Origin of the sequence: Streptomyces sp. NPDC050264 (assembly GCF_040655895.1) — a bacterium.
Taxonomy (GTDB): domain Bacteria; phylum Actinomycetota; class Actinomycetes; order Streptomycetales; family Streptomycetaceae; genus Streptomyces.
Genome location: NZ_JBFAKV010000002.1, coordinates 175,876 through 199,159, shown reverse-complemented (window position 1 = coordinate 199,159; position 23,284 = coordinate 175,876). Strand labels below are relative to the sequence as shown.

At 71.7% G+C, this 23,284-nt stretch carries 19 protein-coding genes; 10 read left to right on the top strand and 9 right to left on the bottom strand.

Annotated features, from left to right (window positions below; genetic code table 11):
- Nucleotides 1-89: 89 nt before the first annotated feature.
- Nucleotides 90-1,073, top strand: a complete 984-nt coding sequence (locus tag AB0J02_RS03725; RefSeq protein ID WP_363191921.1) for an aldo/keto reductase — start codon at nt 90-92, stop codon at nt 1,071-1,073.
- 27 nt (nt 1,074-1,100) lie between these two features.
- Here the strand turns inward: AB0J02_RS03725 and AB0J02_RS03720 are convergent, their stop codons facing one another.
- Together AB0J02_RS03720 and AB0J02_RS03715 are read right to left on the bottom strand one after the other, a co-directional pair.
- Complete coding sequence (locus tag AB0J02_RS03720; RefSeq protein WP_363191920.1) at nt 1,101-1,808, bottom strand: class I SAM-dependent methyltransferase; 708 nt, start codon at nt 1,806-1,808, stop codon at nt 1,101-1,103.
- 48 nt (nt 1,809-1,856) lie between these two features.
- On the bottom strand, nt 1,857-2,162 hold the full coding sequence (locus tag AB0J02_RS03715) for a 4a-hydroxytetrahydrobiopterin dehydratase (protein ID WP_363191919.1): 306 nt from the start codon (nt 2,160-2,162) through the stop codon (nt 1,857-1,859).
- Between the two features lie 39 nt (nt 2,163-2,201).
- Here AB0J02_RS03715 and AB0J02_RS03710 point away from each other — a divergent pair, with 39 nt between their 5' ends.
- The 6 genes from AB0J02_RS03710 (at nt 2,202) to AB0J02_RS03685 (ending at nt 10,805) form a co-directional block, all read left to right on the top strand.
- Entirely contained in the window at nt 2,202-3,011 is an 810-nt protein-coding gene (locus AB0J02_RS03710; protein ID WP_363191918.1) for a helix-turn-helix transcriptional regulator, read from the top strand.
- A gap of 256 nt (nt 3,012-3,267) precedes the next feature.
- Nucleotides 3,268-6,954 (top strand): nitrate reductase subunit alpha, encoded by a 3,687-nt coding sequence (locus AB0J02_RS03705; RefSeq protein ID WP_363191917.1) that lies wholly within the window; start codon nt 3,268-3,270, stop codon nt 6,952-6,954.
- 3 nt (nt 6,955-6,957) lie between these two features.
- Nucleotides 6,958-8,574 (top strand): nitrate reductase subunit beta, encoded by a 1,617-nt coding sequence (gene narH / locus AB0J02_RS03700; RefSeq protein WP_363191916.1) that lies wholly within the window; start codon nt 6,958-6,960, stop codon nt 8,572-8,574.
- Nucleotides 8,571-9,170, top strand: a complete 600-nt coding sequence (gene narJ / locus AB0J02_RS03695) for a nitrate reductase molybdenum cofactor assembly chaperone (protein ID WP_363191915.1) — start codon at nt 8,571-8,573, stop codon at nt 9,168-9,170. Before narH ends, narJ begins: the two co-directional genes overlap by 4 nt.
- Nucleotides 9,167-9,889 (top strand): respiratory nitrate reductase subunit gamma, encoded by a 723-nt coding sequence (narI, locus tag AB0J02_RS03690; RefSeq protein ID WP_363191914.1) that lies wholly within the window; start codon nt 9,167-9,169, stop codon nt 9,887-9,889. The genes narJ and narI overlap by 4 nt, the downstream gene beginning before the upstream one ends.
- Before the next feature lie 40 nt (nt 9,890-9,929).
- Complete coding sequence (locus AB0J02_RS03685) at nt 9,930-10,805, top strand: helix-turn-helix transcriptional regulator (protein WP_363191913.1); 876 nt, start codon at nt 9,930-9,932, stop codon at nt 10,803-10,805.
- Nucleotides 10,806-10,820: 15 nt separating this feature from the next.
- Here the strand turns inward: AB0J02_RS03685 and dnaK are convergent, their stop codons facing one another.
- Together dnaK and AB0J02_RS03675 are read right to left on the bottom strand one after the other, a co-directional pair.
- Nucleotides 10,821-12,671: a molecular chaperone DnaK gene (dnaK, locus tag AB0J02_RS03680; protein ID WP_363191912.1), complete on the bottom strand. Its 1,851-nt coding sequence runs from the start codon at nt 12,669-12,671 to the stop codon at nt 10,821-10,823.
- A 111-nt stretch (nt 12,672-12,782) separates the two neighbouring features.
- Nucleotides 12,783-13,208 carry an OsmC family protein gene (locus tag AB0J02_RS03675; RefSeq protein ID WP_363191911.1) on the bottom strand — a complete coding sequence of 142 codons (426 nt, stop codon included), beginning with the start codon at nt 13,206-13,208 and terminating at the stop codon, nt 12,783-12,785.
- Between the two features lie 219 nt (nt 13,209-13,427).
- Here AB0J02_RS03675 and AB0J02_RS03670 point away from each other — a divergent pair, with 219 nt between their 5' ends.
- Entirely contained in the window at nt 13,428-15,065 is a 1,638-nt protein-coding gene (locus AB0J02_RS03670) for a DUF6345 domain-containing protein (RefSeq protein ID WP_363191910.1), read from the top strand.
- A 15-nt stretch (nt 15,066-15,080) separates the two neighbouring features.
- Here the strand turns inward: AB0J02_RS03670 and AB0J02_RS03665 are convergent, their stop codons facing one another.
- The 3 genes from AB0J02_RS03665 to AB0J02_RS03655 form a co-directional block, all read right to left on the bottom strand.
- Nucleotides 15,081-16,454, bottom strand: a complete 1,374-nt coding sequence (locus tag AB0J02_RS03665) for an amino acid permease (RefSeq protein WP_363191909.1) — start codon at nt 16,452-16,454, stop codon at nt 15,081-15,083.
- A gap of 91 nt (nt 16,455-16,545) precedes the next feature.
- The gene (locus AB0J02_RS03660; protein ID WP_363191908.1) at nt 16,546-18,663 is read right to left on the bottom strand and encodes an alkaline phosphatase family protein; all 2,118 of its coding nucleotides are present in this window, start codon (nt 18,661-18,663) and stop codon (nt 16,546-16,548) included.
- Nucleotides 18,664-18,789: 126 nt separating this feature from the next.
- The gene (locus AB0J02_RS03655) at nt 18,790-19,215 is read right to left on the bottom strand and encodes a hypothetical protein (RefSeq protein ID WP_363191907.1); all 426 of its coding nucleotides are present in this window, start codon (nt 19,213-19,215) and stop codon (nt 18,790-18,792) included.
- An 84-nt stretch (nt 19,216-19,299) separates the two neighbouring features.
- Here AB0J02_RS03655 and AB0J02_RS03650 point away from each other — a divergent pair, with 84 nt between their 5' ends.
- Both AB0J02_RS03650 and AB0J02_RS03645 read left to right on the top strand, forming a co-directional pair.
- A complete protein-coding gene (locus AB0J02_RS03650) occupies nt 19,300-20,073 on the top strand; it encodes an MBL fold metallo-hydrolase (protein WP_363191906.1) in 774 nt (257 codons plus the stop codon).
- Nucleotides 20,070-20,702: a VTT domain-containing protein gene (locus AB0J02_RS03645; RefSeq protein ID WP_363191905.1), complete on the top strand. Its 633-nt coding sequence runs from the start codon at nt 20,070-20,072 to the stop codon at nt 20,700-20,702. Before AB0J02_RS03650 ends, AB0J02_RS03645 begins: the two co-directional genes overlap by 4 nt.
- On the opposite strand, the gene AB0J02_RS03640 is transcribed toward AB0J02_RS03645, so the two are convergent.
- A complete protein-coding gene (locus AB0J02_RS03640; protein WP_363191904.1) occupies nt 20,682-21,758 on the bottom strand; it encodes an MBL fold metallo-hydrolase in 1,077 nt (358 codons plus the stop codon). The two genes, AB0J02_RS03645 and AB0J02_RS03640, sit on opposite strands and share 21 nt — an antisense overlap.
- Entirely contained in the window at nt 21,755-23,056 is a 1,302-nt protein-coding gene (locus AB0J02_RS03635; RefSeq protein WP_363191903.1) for an aminotransferase class I/II-fold pyridoxal phosphate-dependent enzyme, read from the bottom strand. The genes AB0J02_RS03640 and AB0J02_RS03635 overlap by 4 nt, the downstream gene beginning before the upstream one ends.
- Between the last annotated feature and the right edge of the window lie 228 nt (nt 23,057-23,284).

Below are 23,284 nucleotides of genomic sequence, written 5' to 3'. Positions count from 1 at the left end.
GGTTGACTTCGCGTGCGCTTCAACACGTTGACTCCCTCCCACAGCCCGGCCCGCACCCGGCGGCCGGGCCCCGCGAGGGGGATTTCCGCATGAAGTACCGCACCATCGGCACGGATCCGGCCACACGCCGCGAGGTCAGTGTGCTCAGCCTGGGCGCCATGCTGTTCGGCACGGTCACCGAGGAGAAGACGGCGTTCGCGATCCTCGACCGGTACGTCGAGGCGGGTGGCACGTTCGTCGACACCTCGGACAACTACGCGTTCTGGCAGACCGGCGGTGTCGGCGGCGACAGCGAGACGGTGCTCGGCAACTGGCGGCGCAGCCGCGGCATCGGCGACGAGATCGTCATCGCCACCAAGCTGGGCGCGGCGCCGCTCACCCCGGGGACCCACTACGTCGACAACGCGGAAGGGCTCTCGGCGGCGGCGATCCGCTCGGCGGTGGCGGGCAGCACGGCGCGGCTCGGTCTGGAGCGGCTGGATCTCCTGTACGCCCACATTCCCGACCCGAAGGTCGAACTGGCCGAGACAGTACGGGAGTTCGGGGCGCTCGTGAACGAGGGCACGGTCGGGCTGCTCGGCGTGTCCAACCACTGGGCGTGGCAGGTGGAGCGGGCCCGGTCCCTCGCGCGGTCCGAGGGCCTGCCCGGGTACGAGGTGCTCCAGTACCAGCACAGCTATCTGCGGCACCGCATCGATATGCCCAGCGAGCTGTCGCCGGACGGGGTGCCCAGTACGGCCGACGGCAATCTGCTCAGCATGGTGCGGGCCGAGCGGGATCTCACGCTGGTCGCGTACTCGCCGCTGCTCGGCGGCGCCTACGTCCGGGACGACAAGCCGCTCGCCGCGGGGCATCAGCACGGCAGTACGCAGCCGCGGCTCGCGGCGCTGCGGGAGGTGGCGAAGTCGGCGGGGGCCACGGTCAACCAGGTGGTGCTGGCCTGGATGATCGGAGCACAGGTGCCGGCGATCCCGCTCGTCGGGGCGTCTTCCGTGGCGCAGATCGAGGAGAGTCTGGCGGCGGTCGACCTGGAGCTGACGGAGGACGAGCGGGTCCGGCTGAACGCCGTGTGACCGGGTCCGCCACGGTGGACAACAGAATCATCGGCCGAAGGCCAGCACCGTGTACGCGGGATCGGGGCGCGGGGTGTCCTGGTCCGGCAACGCCTCCAGCCGCCTGGCCAACCCCTCGCCGCCCGCCGCGTAGATCCGCCCGGCCCGCACGTCCCGGGCCAGCCGGGCCGGGGTGCGGCCCTGGCCGTGTCCCACGAACGTCACCCGGCCACGGGGGCGCAGGCCGTGTCCGGTCGCGTACGAGGTGATGAGCTCGGCCGCGTCGGCGGGACGGCGGGTGCGGTACGGCTCGGCCGGCGCGCAGAGGTCGCTGCCGACGAGATGGGCCGCGCCCTTGTCGACCGTCGTGAGGTAGACGCCGCCGGGGCCGAGCACCCGGGCCGCCTCGGCGACGACGGGGGCCGCGTCGTCGATGAGGTGCAGCAGCCAGATCGAGGTGACCGCGTCGAATGCGCGGTCACGGAATGGGAGTTGGCGACAGTCGGCGCGCGCCACCGCTCCGTCCAGGCGGGGCGCGGCAGCGCGCAGCATGCCGTCGGCCAGGTCCACGCCGAACGGAAGCAGTCCCGGCCGGGCCAGGCAGCGGGTCACGATCCCGGTGCCGCGGGCCAGGTCGAGGAGGGTGCGCGCGGAGCCGGGGACGAGGGCGAGGAGCGCCTCGGCCGCGGCCCGCGCGCGGGGTTCGCCGCCGCGGGTCGCGTCGTACCGGGTGGCTTCCTCGTCGTAGTCGAGCATGGACAGGACCTTGACGAAGAGGACGGGGCCCGGGCCGGGTCGGGCGGCTCAGGTCGCGCCGTGCCCGGGGGCCAACGTCTCGACCCTGCGGGCGAGTTCGAAGTCCTTCGCGGTCACCGCGCCGCCCGCGTCGTGCGTGTGCACCGCGAGGGCGACCGTGTTGTAGCCGAGGGTGAGGTCGGAGTGATGGTTCAGCTCCTCCTGGGTCTGGGCGATGTGCACGACGAGGGCGGTCGCCGCGAAGTGCGTGCCCAGGCGGTAGGTACGGGTGATGCGGTCGCCGTCGAGTGACCAGCCGGGAAGCTCGGCGAGGCGGTCCTCGATCTCCTTCTGGGAGAGCGGTTCAGTAGGCATGCCCCCAGCGTGCCACCCGCACCGCGTTACGGTCTCCCCATGACAACTGCGGCGCGCAAGAACACTTCCGAGGTGGGCCGGCTGCTGCGCGGTTGGCGGGAGCAGCGGCGGGTCAGCCAGCTGGAGCTCGCGCTGCGCGCGGACTCGTCGGCGCGGCACATCAGCTTTGTGGAGACGGGCCGCTCGCGGCCGAGCGAGGAGCTGGTCCTGCGCCTGGCCGAGCATCTGGACGTACCGATGCGGGAGCGCAACTCCCTGCTCCTCGCGGCGGGTTACGCCCCGCGGTTCTCGGAGACCCCGCTCGACGATCCCTCGCTGGGCTCGCTGCGCGAGGGTCTGGAGCGGCTGCTGCGCGGCTACGAACCGTATCCGGCGCTGATCGTCGACGCGACGTACAACGTGATCGCGGCCAACCGCGGCCTCGCCGCGCTGATGGCCTCGCTGCCCGAGGAACTGCTGGGGCGGCAGCCGCTGAACGCGATGCGGCTCACCCTGCACCCGCAGGGGCTGGCGCCGCGCATCCGGAATCTGCGCGAGTGGCGGGGGCATCTGCTGGCGCAGATGGAGCGGCAGATCGCGCTGGCCCGCTCGGAGGCGCTGCGGGAGCTGTACGAGGAGGTCGCCGCGTATCCGGTGCCGGAGGAGACGCCGGGCTCCGCGCCGGCCGAGCCGGTGCCGTACTTCGCACTGCCGATGGTGATCGAGCACGACGGGCACGTGCTGTCGTTCGTGTCGTCGATCTCGACGTTCAACACGCCGATGGACGTGACCGTCGCCGAGCTGGCCGTCGAGACGCTGCTCCCGGCCGACGCGGCGACGGTCAAATACCTCCAGTCCGAGGTGGGGTGAGATACGCACCGCTCCGACCGTGCGGAGTTCGATTCGGTGTTCGATGCACTGGCGGACATACGGTGCGCCCTCCGCCGGCTCAGTGGCCCCTGTACCGCCCTGCCCGTGACCGCGCGGCCGGTCGCTCACCTGCCGGGCGAGGGGCGCGGCGCTCCGCCGGACGTGGACCCGGCAACCCGTACGGCCCCGGCCGACAGGTGCCCGGCGGCGGACGCCCCTAGCGTGCCAAGGACGGCACAGCGAGGGAGCACTCACGGTGACAGACACGACGCACCCCCCGACCGAGCCGGACGCCGCGCTGCTGCGGGCCGGGCGGTTCTTCCGGCGGGGGGCGGCCTCCGCCGACCTGCACAGCGTGCGGATCGAGGGGGGCAGGGACGGCGACGTCTTCTACCGGGACCGGTGGAGCCACGACAAGGTCGTGAACTCGACGCACGGCGTGAACTGCACGGGGTCGTGCCGGTGGAAGGTGTACGTCAAGGACGGCATCATCACGTGGGAGACCCAGCAGACGGACTATCCGAGCGTGGGCCCCGACCGGCCGGAGTACGAGCCGCGCGGCTGCCCCCGAGGGGCGGCCTTCTCCTGGTACACGTACTCCCCCACCCGCGTCCGCTACCCGTACATCCGGGGCGTGCTCCTGGAGATGTACCGGGAGGCGAAGGCGCGGCTGAAGGACCCGGTGCTCGCGTGGGCCGACATCCAGCAGGACCCCGAGCGCCGCAGGCGATACCAACTGGCCCGCGGCAAGGGCGGGTTGGTGCGAGGCACGTGGGACGAGGCCGTGGAGATCGTCGCGGCCGCGCACGTCCACACCATCAAAACGTACGGGCCCGACCGCGTCGCCGGTTTCTCGCCGATCCCCGCGATGTCGATGGTGTCGCACGCGGCCGGGGCCCGGTTCATGTCGCTGATCGGCGCGCCGATGCTGTCGTTCTACGACTGGTACGCGGATCTGCCGGTGGCGTCGCCGCAGGTGTTCGGCGACCAGACGGACGTGCCGGAGTCGGGTGACTGGTGGGACGCCGCGTACCTGATGATGTGGGGCTCGAACGTTCCCGTGACGCGGACGCCCGACGCGCACTGGATGGCCGAGGCGCGTTACCGGGGCCAGAAGGTCGTGGTCGTCGCGCCCGACTACGCGGACAACGCCAAGTTCGCCGACGAGTGGCTGCACCCGCACCCCGGCACGGACGGGGCGCTGGCCCTCGCCATGGGGCACGTCATCCTCAAGGAGTTCTTCGTCGACCGGCAGACGCCGTTCTTCACGGACTACGTCAAGAAGTACACGGATCTGCCGTTCCTGGTGACGCTCGACGAGAAGGACGGCGGCTACGTCCCTTCGAAGTTCCTGCGCGCCTCCGACCTCGGGCAGGGCGGCGAGGGGGCCGAGTGGAAGACGGCCGTGCTCGACGAGGCGACCGGGCAGCCCGCCGTGCCGAACGGCTCTCTCGGCTTCCGCTGGGCCGAGTCGGGCAAGGGCAAGTGGAACCTCGAACTGGGTTCGATCAAGCCGCAGTTGACCCTGCACGGCAGTGACATCGCGAGCGGCGTGGAAGTGCTGTTGCCGCGCTTCGACACCGACGGCGGCACGCACGGGCAGGGCCGCGGCGAGATCGTCCGGCGCGGGGTCCCGGCGACCCGGCTCGGCGGCCAGGACGGTCCGCTGGTCACCACCGTCTTCGATCTGCTGCTCGCGCAGTACGGCGTGGGCCGCGAGGGGCTGCCGGGCGAGTGGGCGGCCTCGTACGACGACGCGGACGCGCCCGGGACGCCCGCCTGGCAGGAGATCCACACCTCCGTGCCGGCCGCCAAGGCCGTCAAGATCGCCCGCGAGTTCGCGCAGACGGCGGAGAAGTCGCAGGGCCGCTGCATGATCCTGATGGGGGCCGGCACCAACCACTGGTTCCACTCCGAGACCATTTACCGCAGTTTCCTCTCTCTGCTGCAGCTCACCGGCTGCCAGGGCAGGAACGGCGGCGGCTGGGCGCACTACGTGGGTCAGGAGAAGTGCCGCCCGGTGACCGGCTGGGCCTCGCTCGCCTCCGCGAACGACTGGTCGCGGCCGCCGCGGCAGATGATCGGCGCGGCGTACTGGTTCACCAACACCGACCAGTGGCGCTACGACAAGTTCGGCGCGGACGTCCTCGCCTCCCCGCTCGGCAAGGGCGCCTTCGAGGGCATGACGGGCGCCGACTGCCTCGCCCTGTCGGCGCGTTCGGGCTGGATGCCGTCGTACCCGACGTTCGACCGCAACCCGCTCGATCTCGGCGAGCAGGAGGTGGACTCGACCGTCGCCGAACTCAAGGCGGGCACCCTGAAGTTCGCCTGCGAGGACCCGGACGCGCCCGAGAACTGGCCGCGGGTCCTCACCCTGTGGCGGGCGAACCTGCTCGGCTCGTCCGCGAAGGGCGCCGAGTACTTCACCAAGCACCTCCTCGGCACGCACTCGTCGCTGCGGGCGGAGGAGGCGGCGCCCGACGAGCGGCCCACGACGGTGACGTGGCGCGAGGAGGCGCCCGAGGGCAAGCTCGACCTGCTCCTCTCGCTCGACTTCCGCCAGACGTCGTCCACGCTCCTGTCGGACGTCGTGCTGCCCGCCGCGACCTGGTACGAGAAGCACGACCTGTCCTCCACGGACATGCACCCCTACGTGCACTCGTTCACGCCGGCCGTGGACCCGCCGTGGCAGGCGCGCACCGACTTCGACACGTTCAAGGCGCTCGCGCACAAGCTCAGCGAACTGGCCGCCGGCCATCTCGGCGTGCGCAAGGACCTGGTGGCGGCGCCGCTCCAGCACGACACCCCGGGCGAGATCGCGCAGCCCGGCGGAGTCGTCCTGGACTGGCGCAAGGGCGAGTGCGAGCCGGTGCCCGGCAGGACGATGCCGAACCTCGTCGTCGTCGAGCGGGACTACACCGCGATCGGCGCGAAGTTCGCCTCGCTCGGCCCGCTGGTCGAGCAACTGGGCCTGCCCGCCAAGGGCATCACCCTCCACCCCGACCAGGAGGTCGAGGAGCTGCGTGCGCGCAACGGCGTCGTGCGCGGCGGTCCCGCGGACGGCCGGCCCTCGCTCGACACGGCGGTCAAGGCGGCGAACACGATCCTCGCCCTGTCCGGGACGACCAACGGCCGCCTCGCCACGCAGGGCTTCCACACGCTGGAGGCCCGTACGGGCCAGGAAATGGCGCATCTCGCCGCCGAGCACGAGGGCAAGCGCGTCACGTACGCGGACACGCAGGCCGCGCCCGTCCCGGTGATCACCTCGCCGGAGTGGTCCGGCAGCGAGGCGGGCGGCCGCCGGTACACGGCCTTCACGCTCAACACCGAACACCTCAAGCCCTGGCACACACTGACGGGGCGTCAGCACTTCTTCATCGATCACGACTGGATGCACGAACTCGGCGAGGCGCTGCCCATCTACCGGCCACCGCTCGACATGAACCGGCTGTTCGGCGAGCCGGTCCTCGGCCCGGACGGGGAACACGAGGTGACGGTCCGTTACCTCACGCCGCACAACAAGTGGTCCATCCACTCCGAGTACCAGGACAACCTGTTCATGCTCGCGCTCTCCCGCGGCGGGCAGTCGATCTGGATGGCGCCGCAGGACGCCGGGGCCATCGGCGTCAAGGACAACGACTGGATCGAGGCGGTGAACCGCAACGGTGTCGTCGTCGCCCGCGCGATCGTCTCCCACCGCATGCCGGCCGGCACGGTCTACATGCACCACGCGCAGGAACGCACCGTCAACGTCCCGAAGGCGGAGACCACCGGAAAGCGCGGCGGCATCCACAACTCGCTCACCCGGCTCATCCTCAAGCCGTCCCATCTCATCGGCGGCTACGCCCAGTTGTCGTGGGCGTTCAACTACCTCGGCCCGACGGGCAACCAGCGCGACGAGGTGACGGTCATCCGGCGCCGAAGCCAGAAGGTGGAGTACTGACTCATGCGCATCATGGCTCAGATCGCGATGGTCATGAACCTCGACAAGTGCATCGGCTGCCACACCTGCTCGGTCACCTGCAAGCAGGCGTGGACCAACCGCAACGGCATGGAGTACGTCTGGTTCAACAACGTCGAGACCCGTCCCGGGCAGGGCTACCCCCGCCGCTACGAGGACCAGGAGAAGTGGCGCGGCGGCTGGGAGTTGAACAAGAGGGGCGCCCTGAAGCTGAAGGGCGGCGGCCGCTTCAAGAAGCTCGCGGGCATCTTCTCCAACCCCAAGCTGCCGGAGATCAAGGACTACTACGAGCCCTGGACGTACGACTACAAGAACCTGACCGAGGCGCCGCTCGGCGACGACTACCCGGTGGCGGAGCCCCGCTCGCAGATCACCGGCAAGCCGATGAAGATCGAGTGGTCGTCGAACTGGGACGACAACCTGGGCGGCGCGACCGAGTACGGCGATCTCGACCCGATGGTGGAGAAGACCCGCCAACAGGCCGCCGACAAGGTCAAGTTCGCGTTCGAGCAGACCTTCATGTTCTACCTGCCGCGGATCTGCGAGCACTGCCTGAACCCGTCCTGCGTGGCGTCCTGCCCGTCCGGCGCGATGTACAAGCGCGAGGAGGACGGCATCGTCCTGGTCGACCAGGACCAGTGCCGCGGCTGGCGGATGTGCGTGACGGGATGCCCGTACAAGAAGGTCTACTTCAACCACCGCACCGGCAAGGCCGAGAAGTGCACGATGTGCTATCCGCGCATCGAGGTGGGGCTGCCGACCGTCTGCTCGGAGACGTGCGTGGGGCGCCTGCGCTATCTCGGGGTGATCCTCTACGACGCCGACAAGGTGACGGAGGCGGCGCAGACCACGGACGAAACAGGGCTGTACGAAGCCCAGTTGGGTGTGTTCCTCGATCCGGACGACCCCGCCGTGCAGCGGGCCGCCGAGGAGGCCGACATCCCGTACGACTGGATGGAGGCGGCGCGCCGCTCCCCGGTCCACGCGCTCATCAGCAAGTACAAGGTGGCACTCCCGCTGCACCCGGAGTACCGGACGATGCCGATGGTCTGGTACATCCCGCCGCTCTCCCCCGTCGTCGACGCGCTCAGCGAGACGGGCCACGACGGCGAGGACCACCACAACCTCTTCGGCGCGATCGACACGCTGCGCATCCCGCTGGAGTACCTCGCCGAGATCTTCACGGCGGGCGATGTGGCGCCCGTGCGCTCCTCCCTGGAGAAGCTCGCCGCGATGCGCTCGCACATGAGGGCCATCAACCTCGGTGACCTGCCCGACAGTTCGATCGCCGAGTCGGTCGGCATGGGGGCCGCCGAGATCGAGGAGATGTACCGGCTGCTCGCGATCGCCAAGTACGAGGACCGGTACGTGATCCCGACCGCGGCGGTGGGCGACGCGCAGCGCCTGGAGGAGTCGGCGCTGCCGGACTCCTGCAGCCTCGACTACGAGGACGGGCCCGGCATGGGCGGCGAGGGCCCCTTCGGCGGCGACTCCGGCAACACCACGACCGGCGGCCGCAAGCTGCTGCCCGTCGTCTCCGTCGAGAACTTCCACCTCACCAAGCGCCGCCAGACCGCCGACGACCCGAAGGAGAGCCCGTGACCGGCCCCTCAGCCCTTCTCCACCAGGCGGCTGCGCTCTGTCTCACCTACCCAGACGAGGAGTTGTACGAGCGGCTGCCGCTGGTGCGGGCCGCGGCGCCGCGCCTCGCCCCCTTCGTCGACCACGCCGAGGCCACGCCCCTGGAGGACCTCGCGGCGCACTACGTCCAGGTCTTCGACTTCAAGAACCGGCACAGTCTGTACCTGACGTGGTGGCGCGACGGCGACACCCGGCGGCGCGGCATGTCGCTGGTCCGCATGAAGGAGGTCTACCGGGAGCACGGCATGGAGTTCACCGGCGAGGAGCTTCCCGACTTCCTGCCCGCGGTCCTGGAGTTCTCGGCCCAGGCGGGCCCGTTCCTCCTGGAGGACCACCGCAGCGGCCTCGAACTGCTGCGCCTGGCCCTCACCGAGCACGGCACGCCGTACGCCACCGTGCTCACCGCCGTCTGCGCCTCGCTGCCCGGCCCCTCCCCCAAGGACCGGGCCGAGGCGCTCGCGCTGGCCCGCTCGGGCCCGCCGCGCGAAGAGGTCGGCCTGGAACCCTTCAGCGCTCATGACTCCCTGCCACTGTTCGTGAAGGAGCACGCCCCGTGACCACGCTGATCTGGGGCGCCCTGCCCTACATCGCCTTCGTGCTGCTGGTCGCGGGCACGATCTGGCGGTTCCGCTACGACAAGTTCGGCTGGACGACGCGCTCCTCGCAGATCTACGAGTCGAAGCTGCTGAACATCGCCTCGCCGGTCTTCCACTACGGCATCCTGTTCGTCCTCGTCGGCCATCTGGTCGGCCTCTTCATCCCGATGTCGTGGACCGACACATGGCACATCAGCGAGCACACGTACCATCTCTTCTCCCTCTACGGCGGCACGTTCGCCGGCGTGCTGGCCGTCTGCGGCATCGTCCTGCTGGTGTACCGGCGCCGCACCAAGGCACCCGTCTTCCGCGCGACGACCCGCAACGACAAGCTCATGTACGTGGTGCTGGTCGGGTCCCTCCTGCTCGGCATGACGGCGAAGCTCAGCCATTCCTCGGGCGACGGCTACAACTACCGGGAGACCATCGGCCCGTGGTCCCGCAGCCTGTTCACGCTCAGTCCGGACATCTGGCGGATGGAGGGCGTGCCCGTGCTCTACCAGATTCATGCGGTAGTGGGCATGTCACTCATCGCGCTGGTACCGTTCACCCGGCTCGTGCATATGTTCAGCGCGCCGGTGCAGTACCTGTTCCGTCCGTACGTGGTCTATCGCAGCCGTGACCAGCGGCGGCTGACCTCGCGGCCGGAGCGACGGGGGTGGGAGCGCACCGGCTCATAGCCGCTGCTTGTCGTAACCGTCACGTGGGGAGACGTGAGACGTGAGTGAACGACGGCCCGCACCCACCGTGGGCCAGGTCGTCCTCGGCCGACGCCTGCGAGATCTGCGGGAGGCCGCGGGACTCAAGCGTGACGAGGCCGCCCGCGCACTGCGGGTGACCGGGGCGACGATCCGCAGGATGGAGACCGCCGAGGTCTCGCTCAAGATCCCGTACGTCCAGATGCTCCTGGAGCTGTACGAGGTCCCCGAGCGGGAGATAGAGGCGTTCGTCGCGCTCGCCGAGGAGGCGAACCTGCCCGGCTGGTGGCAGCGGTTCCACGACGTACTGCCGGACTGGTTCAGCCTGTACGTCAGCCTGGAGGGCGCGGCCGAGATGATCCGCGCCTACGAACCGCACTTCGTGCCGGGCCTGCTGCAGACCGAGGAGTACGCGCGGGCGGTCTTCGACGCCGGCACCGTGGGCCGCTCGAAGCCCGACGAGATAGACCGGCACGTGTCGCTGCGCCTGGCCCGCCAGTCGCTGCTCACGCGGGAGGACGCGCCGCACCTGTGGGTCGTCATGGACGAGACGGTGCTGCGCCGTCCGCCCGGCGGTCCCGCGGTGCTGCGCGGGCAGCTGGACCACCTCATCGACGTGGCCCGGCTCCCCCATGTGACGCTCCAGATAGCCGAGTTCGCCAGCGGCCCGCACCCCGGCACGTTCGGCCCGTTCACCCTGTTCCGCTTCCCTGTACGGGAGTTGCCGGACATGGTGTACAGCGAGTACGTCACCGGGGCGCTGTACCTCGACTCGCGCGACGAGGTGGGCGCACACCTGGAGGTCCTGGACCATCTGGTGGCCCAGGCGGCGGGCGCGGAGCGGACGCTGGAGATCCTGGAGAAGTGGCGGGCCCACTTGAGCCCCGCGGACGACTGAGGCCCCGGACGAGGCCTACGAGGCCGTGCCCTTCTCGTCGCCCTTGTCGTCGTCCACGATCTCCGCGTCGACCACGTCGTCCCTGGACTCGTCGTCGGAGGGCCCGGCACGGTCCGCACCCTGATACATGGCCTGTCCCACCTTCTGACTGACGGTGGCCAGTTTCCGCACCCCGTCCCGGAGAGCGTTCGTGTCCGGCGGGTCGGCGGCCAGCGTGGTCCTCAACTCCGCCACGGCGTCCTCGACTTCACCGCGGATGTCCTTCGGCACCCGCTCCTCGTTGTCCCGCAGGAACCGCTCCGTCCGGTAGACGAGCTGCTCCGCCTCGTTGCGGGCCTCGGCGGCCTCCCGGCGCCTGCGGTCCTCCTCGGCGTGCGTCTCGGCCTCCCGTACCATCCGGTCGATGTCGTCCTTCGGCAGGGCCGAGCCGCCGGTCACCGTCATCTTCTGCTCGCGCCCGGTGGCGAGGTCCTTCGCCGAGACGTGCATGATCCCGTTGGCGTCGATGTCGAACGTGACCTCGATCTGCGGGACGCCGCGCGGGGCGGGCGGCAGCCCCGTCAGGTCGAAGACGCCGAGCTTCTTGTTGTAGGCGGCGATGTCCCGCTCGCCCTGGAAGACCTGGATGCCGACGGACGGCTGGTTGTCGGTGGCCGTGGTGAAGGTCTCCGAACGCCGGGTGGGAATGGTCGTGTTGCGCTCGATGAGCTTCGTCATGACCCCGCCCTTGGTCTCGATGCCGAGGGACAGCGGCGTCACGTCGAGCAGCAGGACGTCCTTGACGTCGCCGCGGATGACACCGGCCTGGAGGGCGGCGCCCACGGCGACCACCTCGTCCGGGTTGACACCTTTGTGCGGGTCCTTGCCGGTCAACTCCCGTACCAGGCCGGTGACCGCGGGCATCCGCGTCGATCCGCCGACGAGGATGACGTGGTCGACGGCCGACAGTTCGACGCCCGCGTCTTTCACGGCCTGGTGGAACGGCTTCTTGCAGCGGTCGAGCAAGTCCGCTGTCAGCTCCTGGAACTGAGCGCGGGTCAGCTTCTCGTCGAGGTGCAGCGGCCCCTGTGCCGTCGCCGTGATGTACGGCAGGTTCACACTCGTCTCGCTCGACGACGACAGCTCGATCTTCGCCTTCTCGGCGCCCTCGCGCAGCCGCTGCACCGCCATCTTGTCGTTGCCGAGGTCGATGCCGTGCGCGTTCTTGAACTGCCGGATCAGATGGTCGACGAGGCGCTGGTCCCAGTCGTCGCCGCCCAACTGGGTGTCCCCGTTGGTGGCCTTGACCTCGATGACGCCGTCGCCCATCTCCAGGAGCGAGACGTCGAACGTGCCGCCGCCCAGGTCGAAGACGAGGACCGTCTGTTCGTCGCCCTTGTCCAGGCCGTACGCGAGGGCGGCCGCCGTCGGCTCGTTGATGATGCGCAGCACCTTCAGGCCCGCGATCTCGCCGGCCTCCTTGGTGGCCTGACGCTGCGCGTCGTCGAAGTAGGCGGGCACGGTGACCACGGCGTCGGTCACGTCCTCGCCGAGGTACGCCTCCGCGTCGCGCTTGAGCTTCTGCAGCACGCGCGCGGCGAGTTCCTGCGCGTTGTAGCGGACGCCGTCGATGGTGCCGCTGTCGGGGAAGTGCCAACTCCCGTCGCCCATGTGCCGTTTGACGGAGCGCGCGGTGCGCTCCACGTTCGTGACGGCCTGCCGCTTGGCGACCTCGCCGACCAGGACTTCCTTGTTCTTGGCGAAGGCCACGACGGAGGGGGTGGTGCGCGCGCCCTCCGCGTTGGCGACGACGGTGGGCTCACCCCCCTCCAGCACGGCCACCACCGAGTTCGTCGTACCGAGATCGATTCCGACCGCACGCGCCATGACGCGTCCCCTCTCACAGAAACAGGCCCGCTCACGTCGTTCTGGACACCGGGTTGTCCCGGTATCCAGCACAAAACTTGAGCGGGCCCGTGTCAAGGGGGCAAAGAGCCGTCAGGCCAGCTTGGCCGTCAGGGTGATGTCCGTGCCCGAGAGCGCCTGGCTCACCGGGCAGTTCTTCTTGGCGTCCTCGGCGGCCGCGGTGAAGCCCTGCTCGTCGAGGCCCGGCACGGTGCCCTCGACGGTGAGGTGGATGCCCTTGATGCCCTCTCCCGGCTGGAACGTCACGTCCGCGGAGGTGACCAGCTTGGTGGGCGGCGTGCCCGCGCCGGCCAGGCCGTGCGAGAGCGCCATGGAGAAGCAGGACGAGTGCGCCGCCGCGATCAGCTCCTCGGGGCTCGTCTTGCCGTTCGCCTGCTCGGCGCGGGACGGCCACGACACCGGCTGCTCGCCGATCCCGGAGGAGTCGAAGGTGACGACTCCGTTGCCCTCGAGCAGGTTGCCTTCCCACACGGTGTGTGCGGAGCGCGTGGTTGCCACGATGGTTCCCTTCCGTACGGCCCCCTGCGGCGGGACCGTTTCCGATTGCCTCTGACCTCCATCCGACCACATGTGGCACCGGCGCACCCGGAAGACCGGGCCACAGGCCGTGCCGCGGTCACCATGGCCGGAATGCGCGCTGGGCAAGACCGCACGGCGGTGACACTTTGAGGCCCCCGGCCAAGGGGATCCGCCCGGGGCTTCGCAGGGGGTGTGGCCATGCGCATGATCTATTCCGACCGCGGTCCGTCACCACTGGAGACCGGGAAGCCCGGCGCGGCCGACCGCGATTCGACGTCCGGCTGGTGGGGCGCGTTCAGCATCCAGAAGTTCGTGAACCAGATTCCTCTGTCGCACACGCACGAGGACGCGACCGGCTGGCTGGCCTATCTTCAGCAGTTCCACGACCGCAACTTCTGGTTCGCGGACAGCGGCGCGCAGGTGTGGGCGTACGAGGAGAGTTACGACAACTGGCAGGACCGGTACGGTCTGGACGCCGTGGTCGCCGTGTACCACTCGGGCCATGGCGGCATGGACGACAACGGCGTGTTCTTCGCCCCGCTGGGCGCCAAGTGGGACAACCGCTCGGACGCGGTCTCCAACCGGATGGCGTTCGGCGACGAGCGGGTCAACTACGTGTTCTGGTCGACGTGCAGCTCGCTGCGCGTCCTCGACGGGCACTCCCCCGTACGCACCTGGGCCGGCCCCAACCTGGGCTCCCGGATGATCTTCGGGTTCGAGACGACGAGTATCGACAGCCCGGACTACGGCAGGAAGTTCTGGGAGAAGTGGCGGGCCGGCCAGACCTACTGCGACGCCTGGCTCAACGCGAGCTGGGACATCTACAACGGGCAGGCCCCGTCGGTCGCGGCCACGGGCGCCGGTCGGGCGGAGGCGGTCAGCCGTCTCGACGCCGAGCGGAACTTCTTCCGCGAGCACGTCACCGACTCCTGGTACGCCTGGCGCTGGTACTACGCCCGCGAGGGGCTGCGCGATCCGCTGACGCGGGCCCCGTCGGAGCCGCAGATCGTAGAGCTGACACCGCGCGACCCCGGGCAGGAGCTCACGCGGCTCGGACAGCTCGCGCACTTCCCGCAGGCCGCGCTCCAGGAGGTGCAGGTCGAGCGGCAGGGCGTGCTGAGCGCGAGCTCGGGCGACCGGTTCGTGTCGACGGGGCCGGGGGCGGTGCGCTGGGTGAAACTGGCCGAGGCCAACCACCGCAACACCCGGCAGCTGCCGACCGGGCGCGCGGTCGAGCTGGCCCGGCAGTTCGTCGGGCAGCACGGGGAGGCGACGGGCGGCGCCGAGCTGGTCGTCGACGGCGTCCACGACCTGATGCAGAACAGCGGCGAGAAGGACGGTTCGGGGATCGGCGAGCCGGTGTCGCTGCAGACGCACGTCACGTTCCGGCAGACCTTCGGCGGCATACCGGTGATCACGCCCGGCCGGGGCGAGTTCCGGGTGGCGCTCGACAACGACGGCACCGTGGTGCAGGCGACGCTGTCGACGCGGCAGCCCACCGGCGAGGTACGCACTCCGAGTTCGGCGGTCGCGCCGCCGTCCGGCAAGGGCAGGCAGGCCCTGAAGTCGCCCGGCTCGCGTGACCCGCGCCAGGCCCTCGACGAGGCGCAGCAGCGGCGCATCGCGCACCTGACGGCGATGGCCGCGGACAGCGACCGTCCGGCGGCCGACATCGAGGCGCAGCTGGAGATCCGGGATGTACCGGGCACGCTCGAGGTCGGCTACGAGATCGAGGGCAACGAGGCCTATGTGGCCGCCCGCAAGCTGATCGAACTCGGCTCGCGGGACAGCACGTTCAAGAAACTGCGCTGGGTGGTCGCGCCCATCGCCAGGTGACCGACGGGGGTCGGGTCAGTGGGTGGCGGTTCGCTTCTTGCGGGCCGCCATCCACGCGTAGACCAGCACCCCGGCGAAGAGGAAGAGCACGCCCTGGTAGACGGCCGCGTACCCGGCGCCGCCGACCAGCCACATGGAGAACCCGAACGCGGCGACGGCGAGGACCATGTCCCGCGCCAGCCGCGACCGCCGCACCCGGTGCCCCTGCCCGGACAGCAGGAAGTAGATCTGCGCGGCGGTGGCCAGCAGGTACGGCACGGTCGCGGTGAACGTGGTGACGAGCACGAGCGTCTCGAAGACCCCGGTCGACCCCGCGGTGTAGTTGTAGACCGTCAGGAGGCTGGCGAGGGTCACCGCGACGAGTACGCCGAAGGTGGGGATGCCGCGCCGCTTGCGCTCGAACGCCGTGGGGAACAGGCCGTCCCTGGCCGCCGCGTACGGCGTCTGGGCGCTGAGCAGCGTCCAGCCGTTGAGCGCGCCGACCATGGAGACCAGGGCGGCGATCGCGACGGCGGTGCCGCCCCAGGTGCCGCCGAACATCGCGTTGACGGCGTCGGAGAACGGCGCGGTCGAGTCCACCAGCTTGTCGTGCGCGACCGTGCCGAACACCGCCACCGTGCACAGCAGGTAGAGCAGTGCGGCGAGCCCGGTGCCGAGGACGGTCGCGCGGCCGACGTTGCGCTGCGGGTCGCGGACCTCGCCCGCGCTCACGGACGCGGACTCGACGCCCAGATAGCTGAAGAGCAGGATCGCGGCGGACGCGGAGACGGCGCCGAGCGCGGAGTCGCCGGTCGCCTGGAACGGGCCCAGGTTGTCCGCCTTGAAGAAGAAGAGGCCGCCGACCGCGACCAGCAGCAGCGGCGCGAACTTCAGGACGGTGGAGACGAGTTGGACCGCGCCGACGTAGCGGGTGCCGGCGAGGTTGGCGAGCGCGGGTAGCCACTGGCAGGCCAGCGCGGCGACGATCGTCCAGAACGTCGAGCCGCGGATCGGCAGCAGGACGTCGAGGTAGCCGACGGCGGCGACGGCGAGCGCCGCGTTCGAGACCCAGGTGGTGATCCAGTAGCTCCACGCGGCCAGGAAGCCGGCGAAGTCGCCGAAGGCCTCACGGGCGTAGACGTACGGGCCGCCGGTCTGCGGATGCCGGTGCGCGAGGCGGCCGAAGACGAGGGCGAGCGCGATGGCGCCGACCGTCAGGACGCCGAAGGCGACGAGGCTGACCGTGCCGTACGGGGCCACGGAGGCGGGGAGCAGGAAGATGCCGCCGCCGATGATGTTGCCCATGACGAGGGCCGTGGCGATGGGGAGACCGAACCTGCGGGCGTGCCTGCTGTCCTGCCCGTCGTCCCCGGCCGGAGCCGTCTGTACCGCGGGCCCGGTGTCGTGCATGGGGTGGTGCGCCTCTCGGTCGTACTGAAGAGCCGTCACGGGATCGCCGGGCGGCGCTCCATGGTCGGGCGAGAGACGATCCCCCACCAAATCAGGCCGATTCGTCCCGCACATCGGGGGGTGCGGCCACAAATGATGCGCCGTGCGGGGTCTGTGGGAGGGAATTCTCCAGCGGGACCTGCGGGCCGAACCCTTCGCGGAGCCAGCGGCGCAGTACCTGGTGGACCTGTTCGGCTCCGACGAGTTCGCCGCCGTCCGGGACCGGATCGGACAGCGACGACGGCGAGAGCAGGAAGGGGCGGCTCTGCGCGCCGCCGAGCCCGCCGTGCGAGCCGATCTGCTCCTCGAAGGCGAGGACCTCGCCGTCGACGGGGTCGTACCAGGAGTTGACCATGATGTCGGCGGTGTGCGGAAAGGTATCGGTGCGGCGCACGGCGTCGGCGGCGCCGGGACCGAAGTCGGCGAGCGGGCCCTGCCCGTCGGCCAGGTCGCCGATCGGGACCTCCGCTCCGCGCGCCCCGAGCACGACGGCCCCGTGCTCTTCGCTCCGTACGAGAAGGAAGCCGATGCCGGGATGGTTGGCGAGGGTCGGCAGCAGCGCCGGGTGGCGGGCGTCGACCTCCTCCTTGCTCATCCGGTGCGGCACGTCGGGGAAGGAGACGAGGCCGAGGTTCCCGGAGGCCAGCACGACCGGTTCATGGTGCTTGCCCTTGCGGGCGGCGGGCTCCTCGACGGGACGGCGCAGCGCGGCACGGACGGCGGCGCGGGCCTCGGCGCCGCTGTGGGTGCTCCGCGCCTTGCGCGGCACGGGCAGTCCGCAGCCCGCGCGCACCAGGTCCTGGAGGGTGAGTCCGTAGCGGGCGTGGAAGGTCTCGCCGGGGCTCTGCCCGTGGTCGGACAGGACGACGATGCGGTACGGGCGCGGGGCGTGCTCGACGACCTTCGCGATCAGCGCGAGCGAGCGGTCGAGCCGTTGGAGGACCTTGTCGGTGTCGCGGCCGTGCGGTCCCGAGTGGTGCGCCACTTCGTCGTAGGCGACGAGGTCGGCGTAGACGGCGCTGCGGCCCGCCAGCAGGTCGCCGATGACCGCCGCGACGACGACGTCCCGTTCGACGACGGTCGCGAAGGCGCGGACGAAGGGGTAGAGGCCGCCCCGGCCGATCCGCGGCCGCTGTCTGCGCAGGCGGGCGCGGGTGGACTGGCCGATCTCGCGGCCGGCGTCGGCGAAGAAGGAGAGGGCGGTGCGCACCGCGTTCGCGGGGTCGGAGAAGTAGGCGAAGTAGCCGGCCCTGGACCGGTTCTCCTTGCCGCGCCGGGCGGCGACGGAGAGCACGAGGGCGACCTCTTCGGCGCCGCCGCTGAAGAGGTTGCCGCGGCTCGCGCCGTCGACGGTGAGCAGGCCTCCGTCGCCGGTGTGCTCGACGGCGCGGCGCTGGAGTTCGGCGGCGCTGGTGGGGCGGTTGGAGACCTGGATCTCGCCGGTGTCCTTCTCGTACCAGCGGAAGGCGGGGATGTCGTGGTTCGAGCCGTGCAGGATGCCGAGCTGGCTGGCGCCGGTCTGGCTCGACCAGTCGGTGCGCCACGGGGTGAGTCGGTGCCCTCCGTCGCGCAGCCAGGCGCCGACGGTGGGCATCACGTCGCCGCGGGCGGCCCGCAGCAGGACTTCGTGGCCGACGCCGTCGAGCTGGAGGAAGACGGTGCCGGGGGCGGGCGGTCCCGCTTCGGGCCGGACGTCCTCGACGGCCCTGCGGCGTCGCCGGTCGGCGAGCCGGTACAGCCGCCGCCGGTACGCGTCGTCGTCGCGGACGGCGAGCGCGCCGCCGGTCGCCGATGCCACGGCCGACATCACCGCGGCGACGACGACCGCGGTCTCCGGGCTGACCTCGCCGCGGCCGTCCGGGATGAGGTACAGGGCGAACAGGAGCACCGCGCCGTTCAGGAAGAAGACGGCGAATCCGAGGACGAGGGCCGGGACGAGGAGGAGGGCGCGGACGAGGAGGGGCCAGACCAGGGCCGAGAGGAGGGCGAAGGCGCCGGCGCCGAGGGCCGCCGTGGTGGCGACGCGGGTGGCGCTGTCGCCGGTGTCGGACTGGAGCTGGAAGTCCGGCAGGAGGCCGGCCAGGATCAGCATGGTCAGCGTGCCCGCCGCCCAGACCGTGAGCGAGCGCCACACCGTGCTCGCCACCCGTCTCCATCGGCCTGCGGCCACTTTCCCGCTCCCCTCGCCCCTGTGCTGCCTCGCCCTGATTGTCGTAGGTCAGGGTTTCATACGGTTTGAGCGAGCCTGTCCATGAGGAGCGGGGTCCGGGGCGGCGGGGCGCATCTCACGCCACGGTCAGCACCCGTCGTATCCCGCTGTGGGCATCGACAGCCGGCGGTGCACGCGAGCCTTCATCTCCGCGCTGTACGACGGCTCCGCGAGGCCCGCCGTCTCCAGCCGGACCCCGCGCCGCGCGCACTCCGCCGAGAACGCGTCGACCGAGCGGAGCGCCGCACGCAGGACGCGGTCGCAGGGGGCGACGAAGACGTCGACCAGGCCCGCGTCGACGTCCGCCCAGAGGATCTCGTGGTCGGGGCGCACCCCGTGCACGAAGAGTTCGCGGGTGACCACGTAGCCGCGCTCGGCGGCCCAGCGGGCGCACATCGCGTGCTGGCTGCGCGAGTCCACCAGAAACGGGTCGGCGTCCAGCTGCTCCAGCGGCGTCAGGCTGGCGATCGCCGCGACCCGCACGGCAGCGCCGGCCCCGTCCGGTGCCCCCATGGTGTCCCCCTCACCTCAGCCGTTCGGCGTCGACCCTACTCCTGCACGTACTCTCGGGGCAGTCGCAATGTGAGGAGGCAACGGGTGCCGGTGGAGATCACCTGGTGGGGGCACGCCACCTGCACGGTCGAGGACTCGGGCACCAGGGTGCTCACCGATCCGCTCTTCGCCCGGCGCCTCGCCCACCTTCGACGCCGTCGCGGGGCCCCGCCGCCGCCGAGTGCCGCGCACGCCGATGTGGTCCTTGTCTCACATCTGCACGCCGATCATCTGCATCTGCCGTCGCTGGCCAGGCTCGCGCCGGGCACCCGGGTGCTGGTGCCGCGCGGCGCCGCCCGCGCCGTGCCGGGCCTGCGCCGGCTGCGGGCCCTGGAGTTCACCGAGGTCGAGCCGGGGGCCGTCGTCGAGGTCGGCGACCTCGCGATAAGAGTGGTGCCCGCCGCGCACGACGGGCGGCGGCTGCCGGTCGGCCCGCACCGGGCGCCCGCGCTCGGCTTCGTGGTGAGCGGTGAGGCCCGTACGTACTTCGCGGGCGACACCGGGCTGTTCGACGGCATGGCCGACGCCGTCGGGGAGGTGGACGTCGCGCTGCTGCCGGTCGGCGGGTGGGGGCCGCACCTCGGGCCGCACCACCTCGACCCGGCGCGCGCCGCCGAGGCGCTGACCAGGATCGCGCCGCGCAGCGCCGTGCCCGTCCACTACGGGACGTACTGGCCCATCGGGATGGACGCCGTGCGCCCGCACGAGTTCCACACGCCGGGCGAGGAGTTCGTCCGGCAGGCCGCGCAGCGCGCGCCGGACGTCACGGTGCACTGTCTCGCGCACGGCGAGAGCGTCCGGCCGGAGGTGGCCCGATGATGCTCGACGCCGTCGCCCAGGTGGTACCGACCGAGTCGACCCAACAGGCCGCCGGTTACCCGACGTTGTTCCTGCTCGTCGCGGTCGGCGCGCTGGTGCCGGTGATTCCGACGGGCGCGCTCGTCAGCTCCGCCGCCGTCGTCGCGTTCCACCAGACCGCGCCGTTCTCGCTGCTGCTCGTGTTCGTCGTGTCCTCGCTCGCCGCGTTCCTCGGGGACATCGCCCTGTACTGGCTCGGGCGGCGCGGCATGCACTCGAAGAACGGTTCGCGGTGGCTGGAGGCCCTCCGCTCCCGGGCCCCCCAGGAGCGTCTGGAGCAGGCGCAGGAGAAGCTCGCCGACCACGGCGTGCTGGTCCTCGTGCTGTCGCGGCTCGTGCCCGCCGGGCGCATCCCGGTGATGCTGGCGTGCCTGATGGCGAAGATGCCGCTGCGCCGGTTCGCCCGCGGCGACATCCCGGCGTGCCTCGCCTGGGCGGCGACGTACCAGATCATCGGGATCCTCGGCGGCTCCCTGTTCAAGGAGCCGTGGCAGGGCGTTCTCGCGGCGATCGTGCTGACCGTGGTGGTCAGCACGGCCCCGATGCTGTGGCGGAAGGTGCGCCGGCTGTCAGGCAGTCAGCACGCGTGACGCGCCGACCGGCAGGTCCCACAGCGCGGCGCGCGGCAGGCCCGCCCGCTCCCAGGCGGCCCGCAGCCGGGTGAGCGGCTCCATGACCGGCTCGGCCGACAGCAGGAACGTGGCCCAGTGCATGGGCGCCATGAGGCGTGCGCCGACGTCGTGCGCGGCCCGCACCGCGTCCTCCGGGTCGCAGTGCACGTCCCGCAGCCACCAGCGCGGTTCGTAGGCGCCGATGGGCAGCAGCGCCAGGTCGATGCCGGGGTAGCGGCGGCCGATCTCCGAGAACCAGCGGCCGTATCCGGTGTCGCCCGCGAAGTAGATCCGCTGCTGGTCCCTGTCGGTGAGGATCCAGCCGCCCCACAGGGTGCGGCAGGTGTCCGTGAGCGAGCGCTTCGACCAGTGGTGCGCCGGTACGAAGTCGAAGCGGACGCCGTCGAGTTCGGCCGCCTCCCACCAGTCCAGTTCCGTGACGCGCGTGAAGCGGCGCCGGCTGAACCAGCGGCCGAGGCCCGCCGGGACGAACACCGGGGTGGAGCGCGGAAGTCTTCTGAGGGTGGGCCAGTCCAGATGGTCGTAGTGGTTGTGGCTGATGACGACCGCGTCGACGGGCGGCAGCGCGCTCCAGGCGACGCCGACCGGGGTGATCCTGGCCGGGGTGCCGAGGATCTTGCGGGACCAGACGGGGTCCGTGAGGACGGTCAGACCGCCGATCCGGACGACCCAACTGGCGTGTCCCGCCCAGGTGACGGCGGCCGTGCGGGCGTCGACGTCGGGCAGCGGGCCCGGTTCGAACGGCAGGTCCGGGATGTCCTTCAGGCCTTCGGGGCGCGGCCGCAGCGCGCCCTCGCGGGCGAACCGGGCGAAGGCCCGCAGGCCGGGCAGGGGTGCGGACAGGCGGTCCGCGAAGGACCGGGGCCAGCGGCGCGGCGGTGCCTCGACGGGGCTGCCTCCGCCGAGCGGCCGCGGCTCGACGAGGGGGCGCGGCTCGACGAGGGGGCGGACGGACGCGGTGGCAGCCCCGTCGAGGCACCGCCGCGCCGTCGTCGATTCGGACGCCTGGGTCATCGCTCGGACTCCCATCCTTCGCCTGCCGGTCCGTTGCCTTCCGAACTCACCGGTTCCACCGGGCCCGGGTCGCCCCGGAGCTCGTCAAACACGGACCTCACCTTCCCCAACAGGCTTGTCACATGCGGCAGTTCGAGGGGATCCGGTGATTTGAGGGACGCGCCGCGCTCGTCCGGGGTTGAGCCGAGCAGCGGTCCCGTCGACAGGCGCACCCGCAGCGCCGCGGGGTCGTCGCCGAACCGGTGGCCGCCGGGGGCCGGCATGTCCAGGCGCGCGGTGAGGAAGTCCTCCAGGTCCTGGGCGTCGGTGACCCCGCGGGCCGCGAGCGGCGGCCGCAGCGGGTCCAGGTCGACGTAGAGGTGCCGGCCCGCCCGCGGGGGCAGCGCCAGGCCGCCGCCGGCCAGCACGATGCGGTACGCGGCAGCGGCCGGCCCGGCGTGCAGCGCGACGACAGCCGTGCGGCGGGCGGTGACCTCCTCGGGCTCGTTCAGTACGTACGTCGCCGCGGCCGCGACCGGCGCCGCGAGCACGGCGCTCGTCGCGGTGAGGCAGTCCAGGACACGGTCGGCGAGGCGGTCCCCCTGCGCGGTCCGCGGGAACCGCGCGCAGGCCGCGGGCAGTGACGGCGGCAGGAACGCGCCGGTCAGCTCGGTCAGAACGGTCACCTGCGCGGGAAACATCTCGGCCGGGCTGAACAGCACGGTGTCCGTGCCCGGGTGCAGGGTGTCCCGCCAGGTCTCGTCGCTGACCACGTGCAGGCCCTCCCCCACGGCGGCCTCCACCGCCTCGTGCAGCACCTCGGGCGGCGGCACGGTCGCCGTCGGGTCGTCGGCGACGGACAGGACCAGCAGCCGGGGGTCGCCGCCCTCGGCCCTGACCCGGCGGACCGTCTCCAGGAGGGCGTACGGGTCGGGGACCCCGCCGCACTCGGCGGGCGTCGGCACGTGGAACACCTCCCTGCCGAGGAGGCGGGCCTGCGGCACCCACCACGCCGGGCAGGGCCGCGGCACGAGAACGTCGCCGCCGAGCGCCGCGGTCAGGGCGAGGAGCAGCGGGGCGCCGCCCGGAGCGGCGACGATCCGGCCGCGGTCGGCCGCAAGGCCCCGGCGCTGCCAGTAGCCGCGGGCGGCTTCGAGCAGCGCGGGCGCCCCGCCGGGCGGCTCGGCGTGCGGACGCCCGGCGGCTCCGGCGACGACGCCCGCCAGCTCGGGCGGCACGGGCAGGCCCGGCGCGGGCAGCGGCGGTCCGTAGCGCACCGGCCCGCGACTCTCGCGGGCCGTGGGGTCCGATGGCCGCATGCTGCCTCCGTGCCGTGGGTCGTCGCCATGTCATCGCGCTGCACTGCCCCCAGCGTCACATCCCTGCGGGCATCCGCGCGCGCCGTACTGCTGCCCTGTGCGTACCCAGGGGGACGAGTGAACAGGCGAGCGCCCCGGCGCGGCCGTTGCGCCGGGCGGGTGACGGGGCGGGGCGATGTCGTGGGGGTGACGGCGCTGCGTGGACGTCACGGGGAGGCGGGCGCCACC

What these genes read in the sequence shown, in the direction of transcription:
- AB0J02_RS03725 (WP_363191921.1), top strand. Translation starts at nt 90, where the DNA reads ATGAAGTACCGCACCATCGGCACGGATCCGGCCACACGCCGCGAGGTC.
- AB0J02_RS03720 (WP_363191920.1), bottom strand. Translation starts at nt 1,808, where the DNA reads ATGCTCGACTACGACGAGGAAGCCACCCGGTACGACGCGACCCGCGGC.
- AB0J02_RS03715 (WP_363191919.1), bottom strand. Translation starts at nt 2,162, where the DNA reads ATGCCTACTGAACCGCTCTCCCAGAAGGAGATCGAGGACCGCCTCGCC.
- AB0J02_RS03710 (WP_363191918.1), top strand. Translation starts at nt 2,202, where the DNA reads ATGACAACTGCGGCGCGCAAGAACACTTCCGAGGTGGGCCGGCTGCTG.
- narH (WP_363191916.1), top strand. Translation starts at nt 6,958, where the DNA reads ATGCGCATCATGGCTCAGATCGCGATGGTCATGAACCTCGACAAGTGC.
- dnaK (WP_363191912.1), bottom strand. Translation starts at nt 12,671, where the DNA reads ATGGCGCGTGCGGTCGGAATCGATCTCGGTACGACGAACTCGGTGGTG.
- AB0J02_RS03670 (WP_363191910.1), top strand. Translation starts at nt 13,428, where the DNA reads ATGCGCATGATCTATTCCGACCGCGGTCCGTCACCACTGGAGACCGGG.
- AB0J02_RS03665 (WP_363191909.1), bottom strand. Translation starts at nt 16,454, where the DNA reads ATGCACGACACCGGGCCCGCGGTACAGACGGCTCCGGCCGGGGACGAC.
- AB0J02_RS03655 (WP_363191907.1), bottom strand. Translation starts at nt 19,215, where the DNA reads ATGGGGGCACCGGACGGGGCCGGCGCTGCCGTGCGGGTCGCGGCGATC.
- AB0J02_RS03645 (WP_363191905.1), top strand. Translation starts at nt 20,070, where the DNA reads ATGATGCTCGACGCCGTCGCCCAGGTGGTACCGACCGAGTCGACCCAA.
- AB0J02_RS03640 (WP_363191904.1), bottom strand. Translation starts at nt 21,758, where the DNA reads ATGACCCAGGCGTCCGAATCGACGACGGCGCGGCGGTGCCTCGACGGG.
- AB0J02_RS03635 (WP_363191903.1), bottom strand. Translation starts at nt 23,056, where the DNA reads ATGCGGCCATCGGACCCCACGGCCCGCGAGAGTCGCGGGCCGGTGCGC.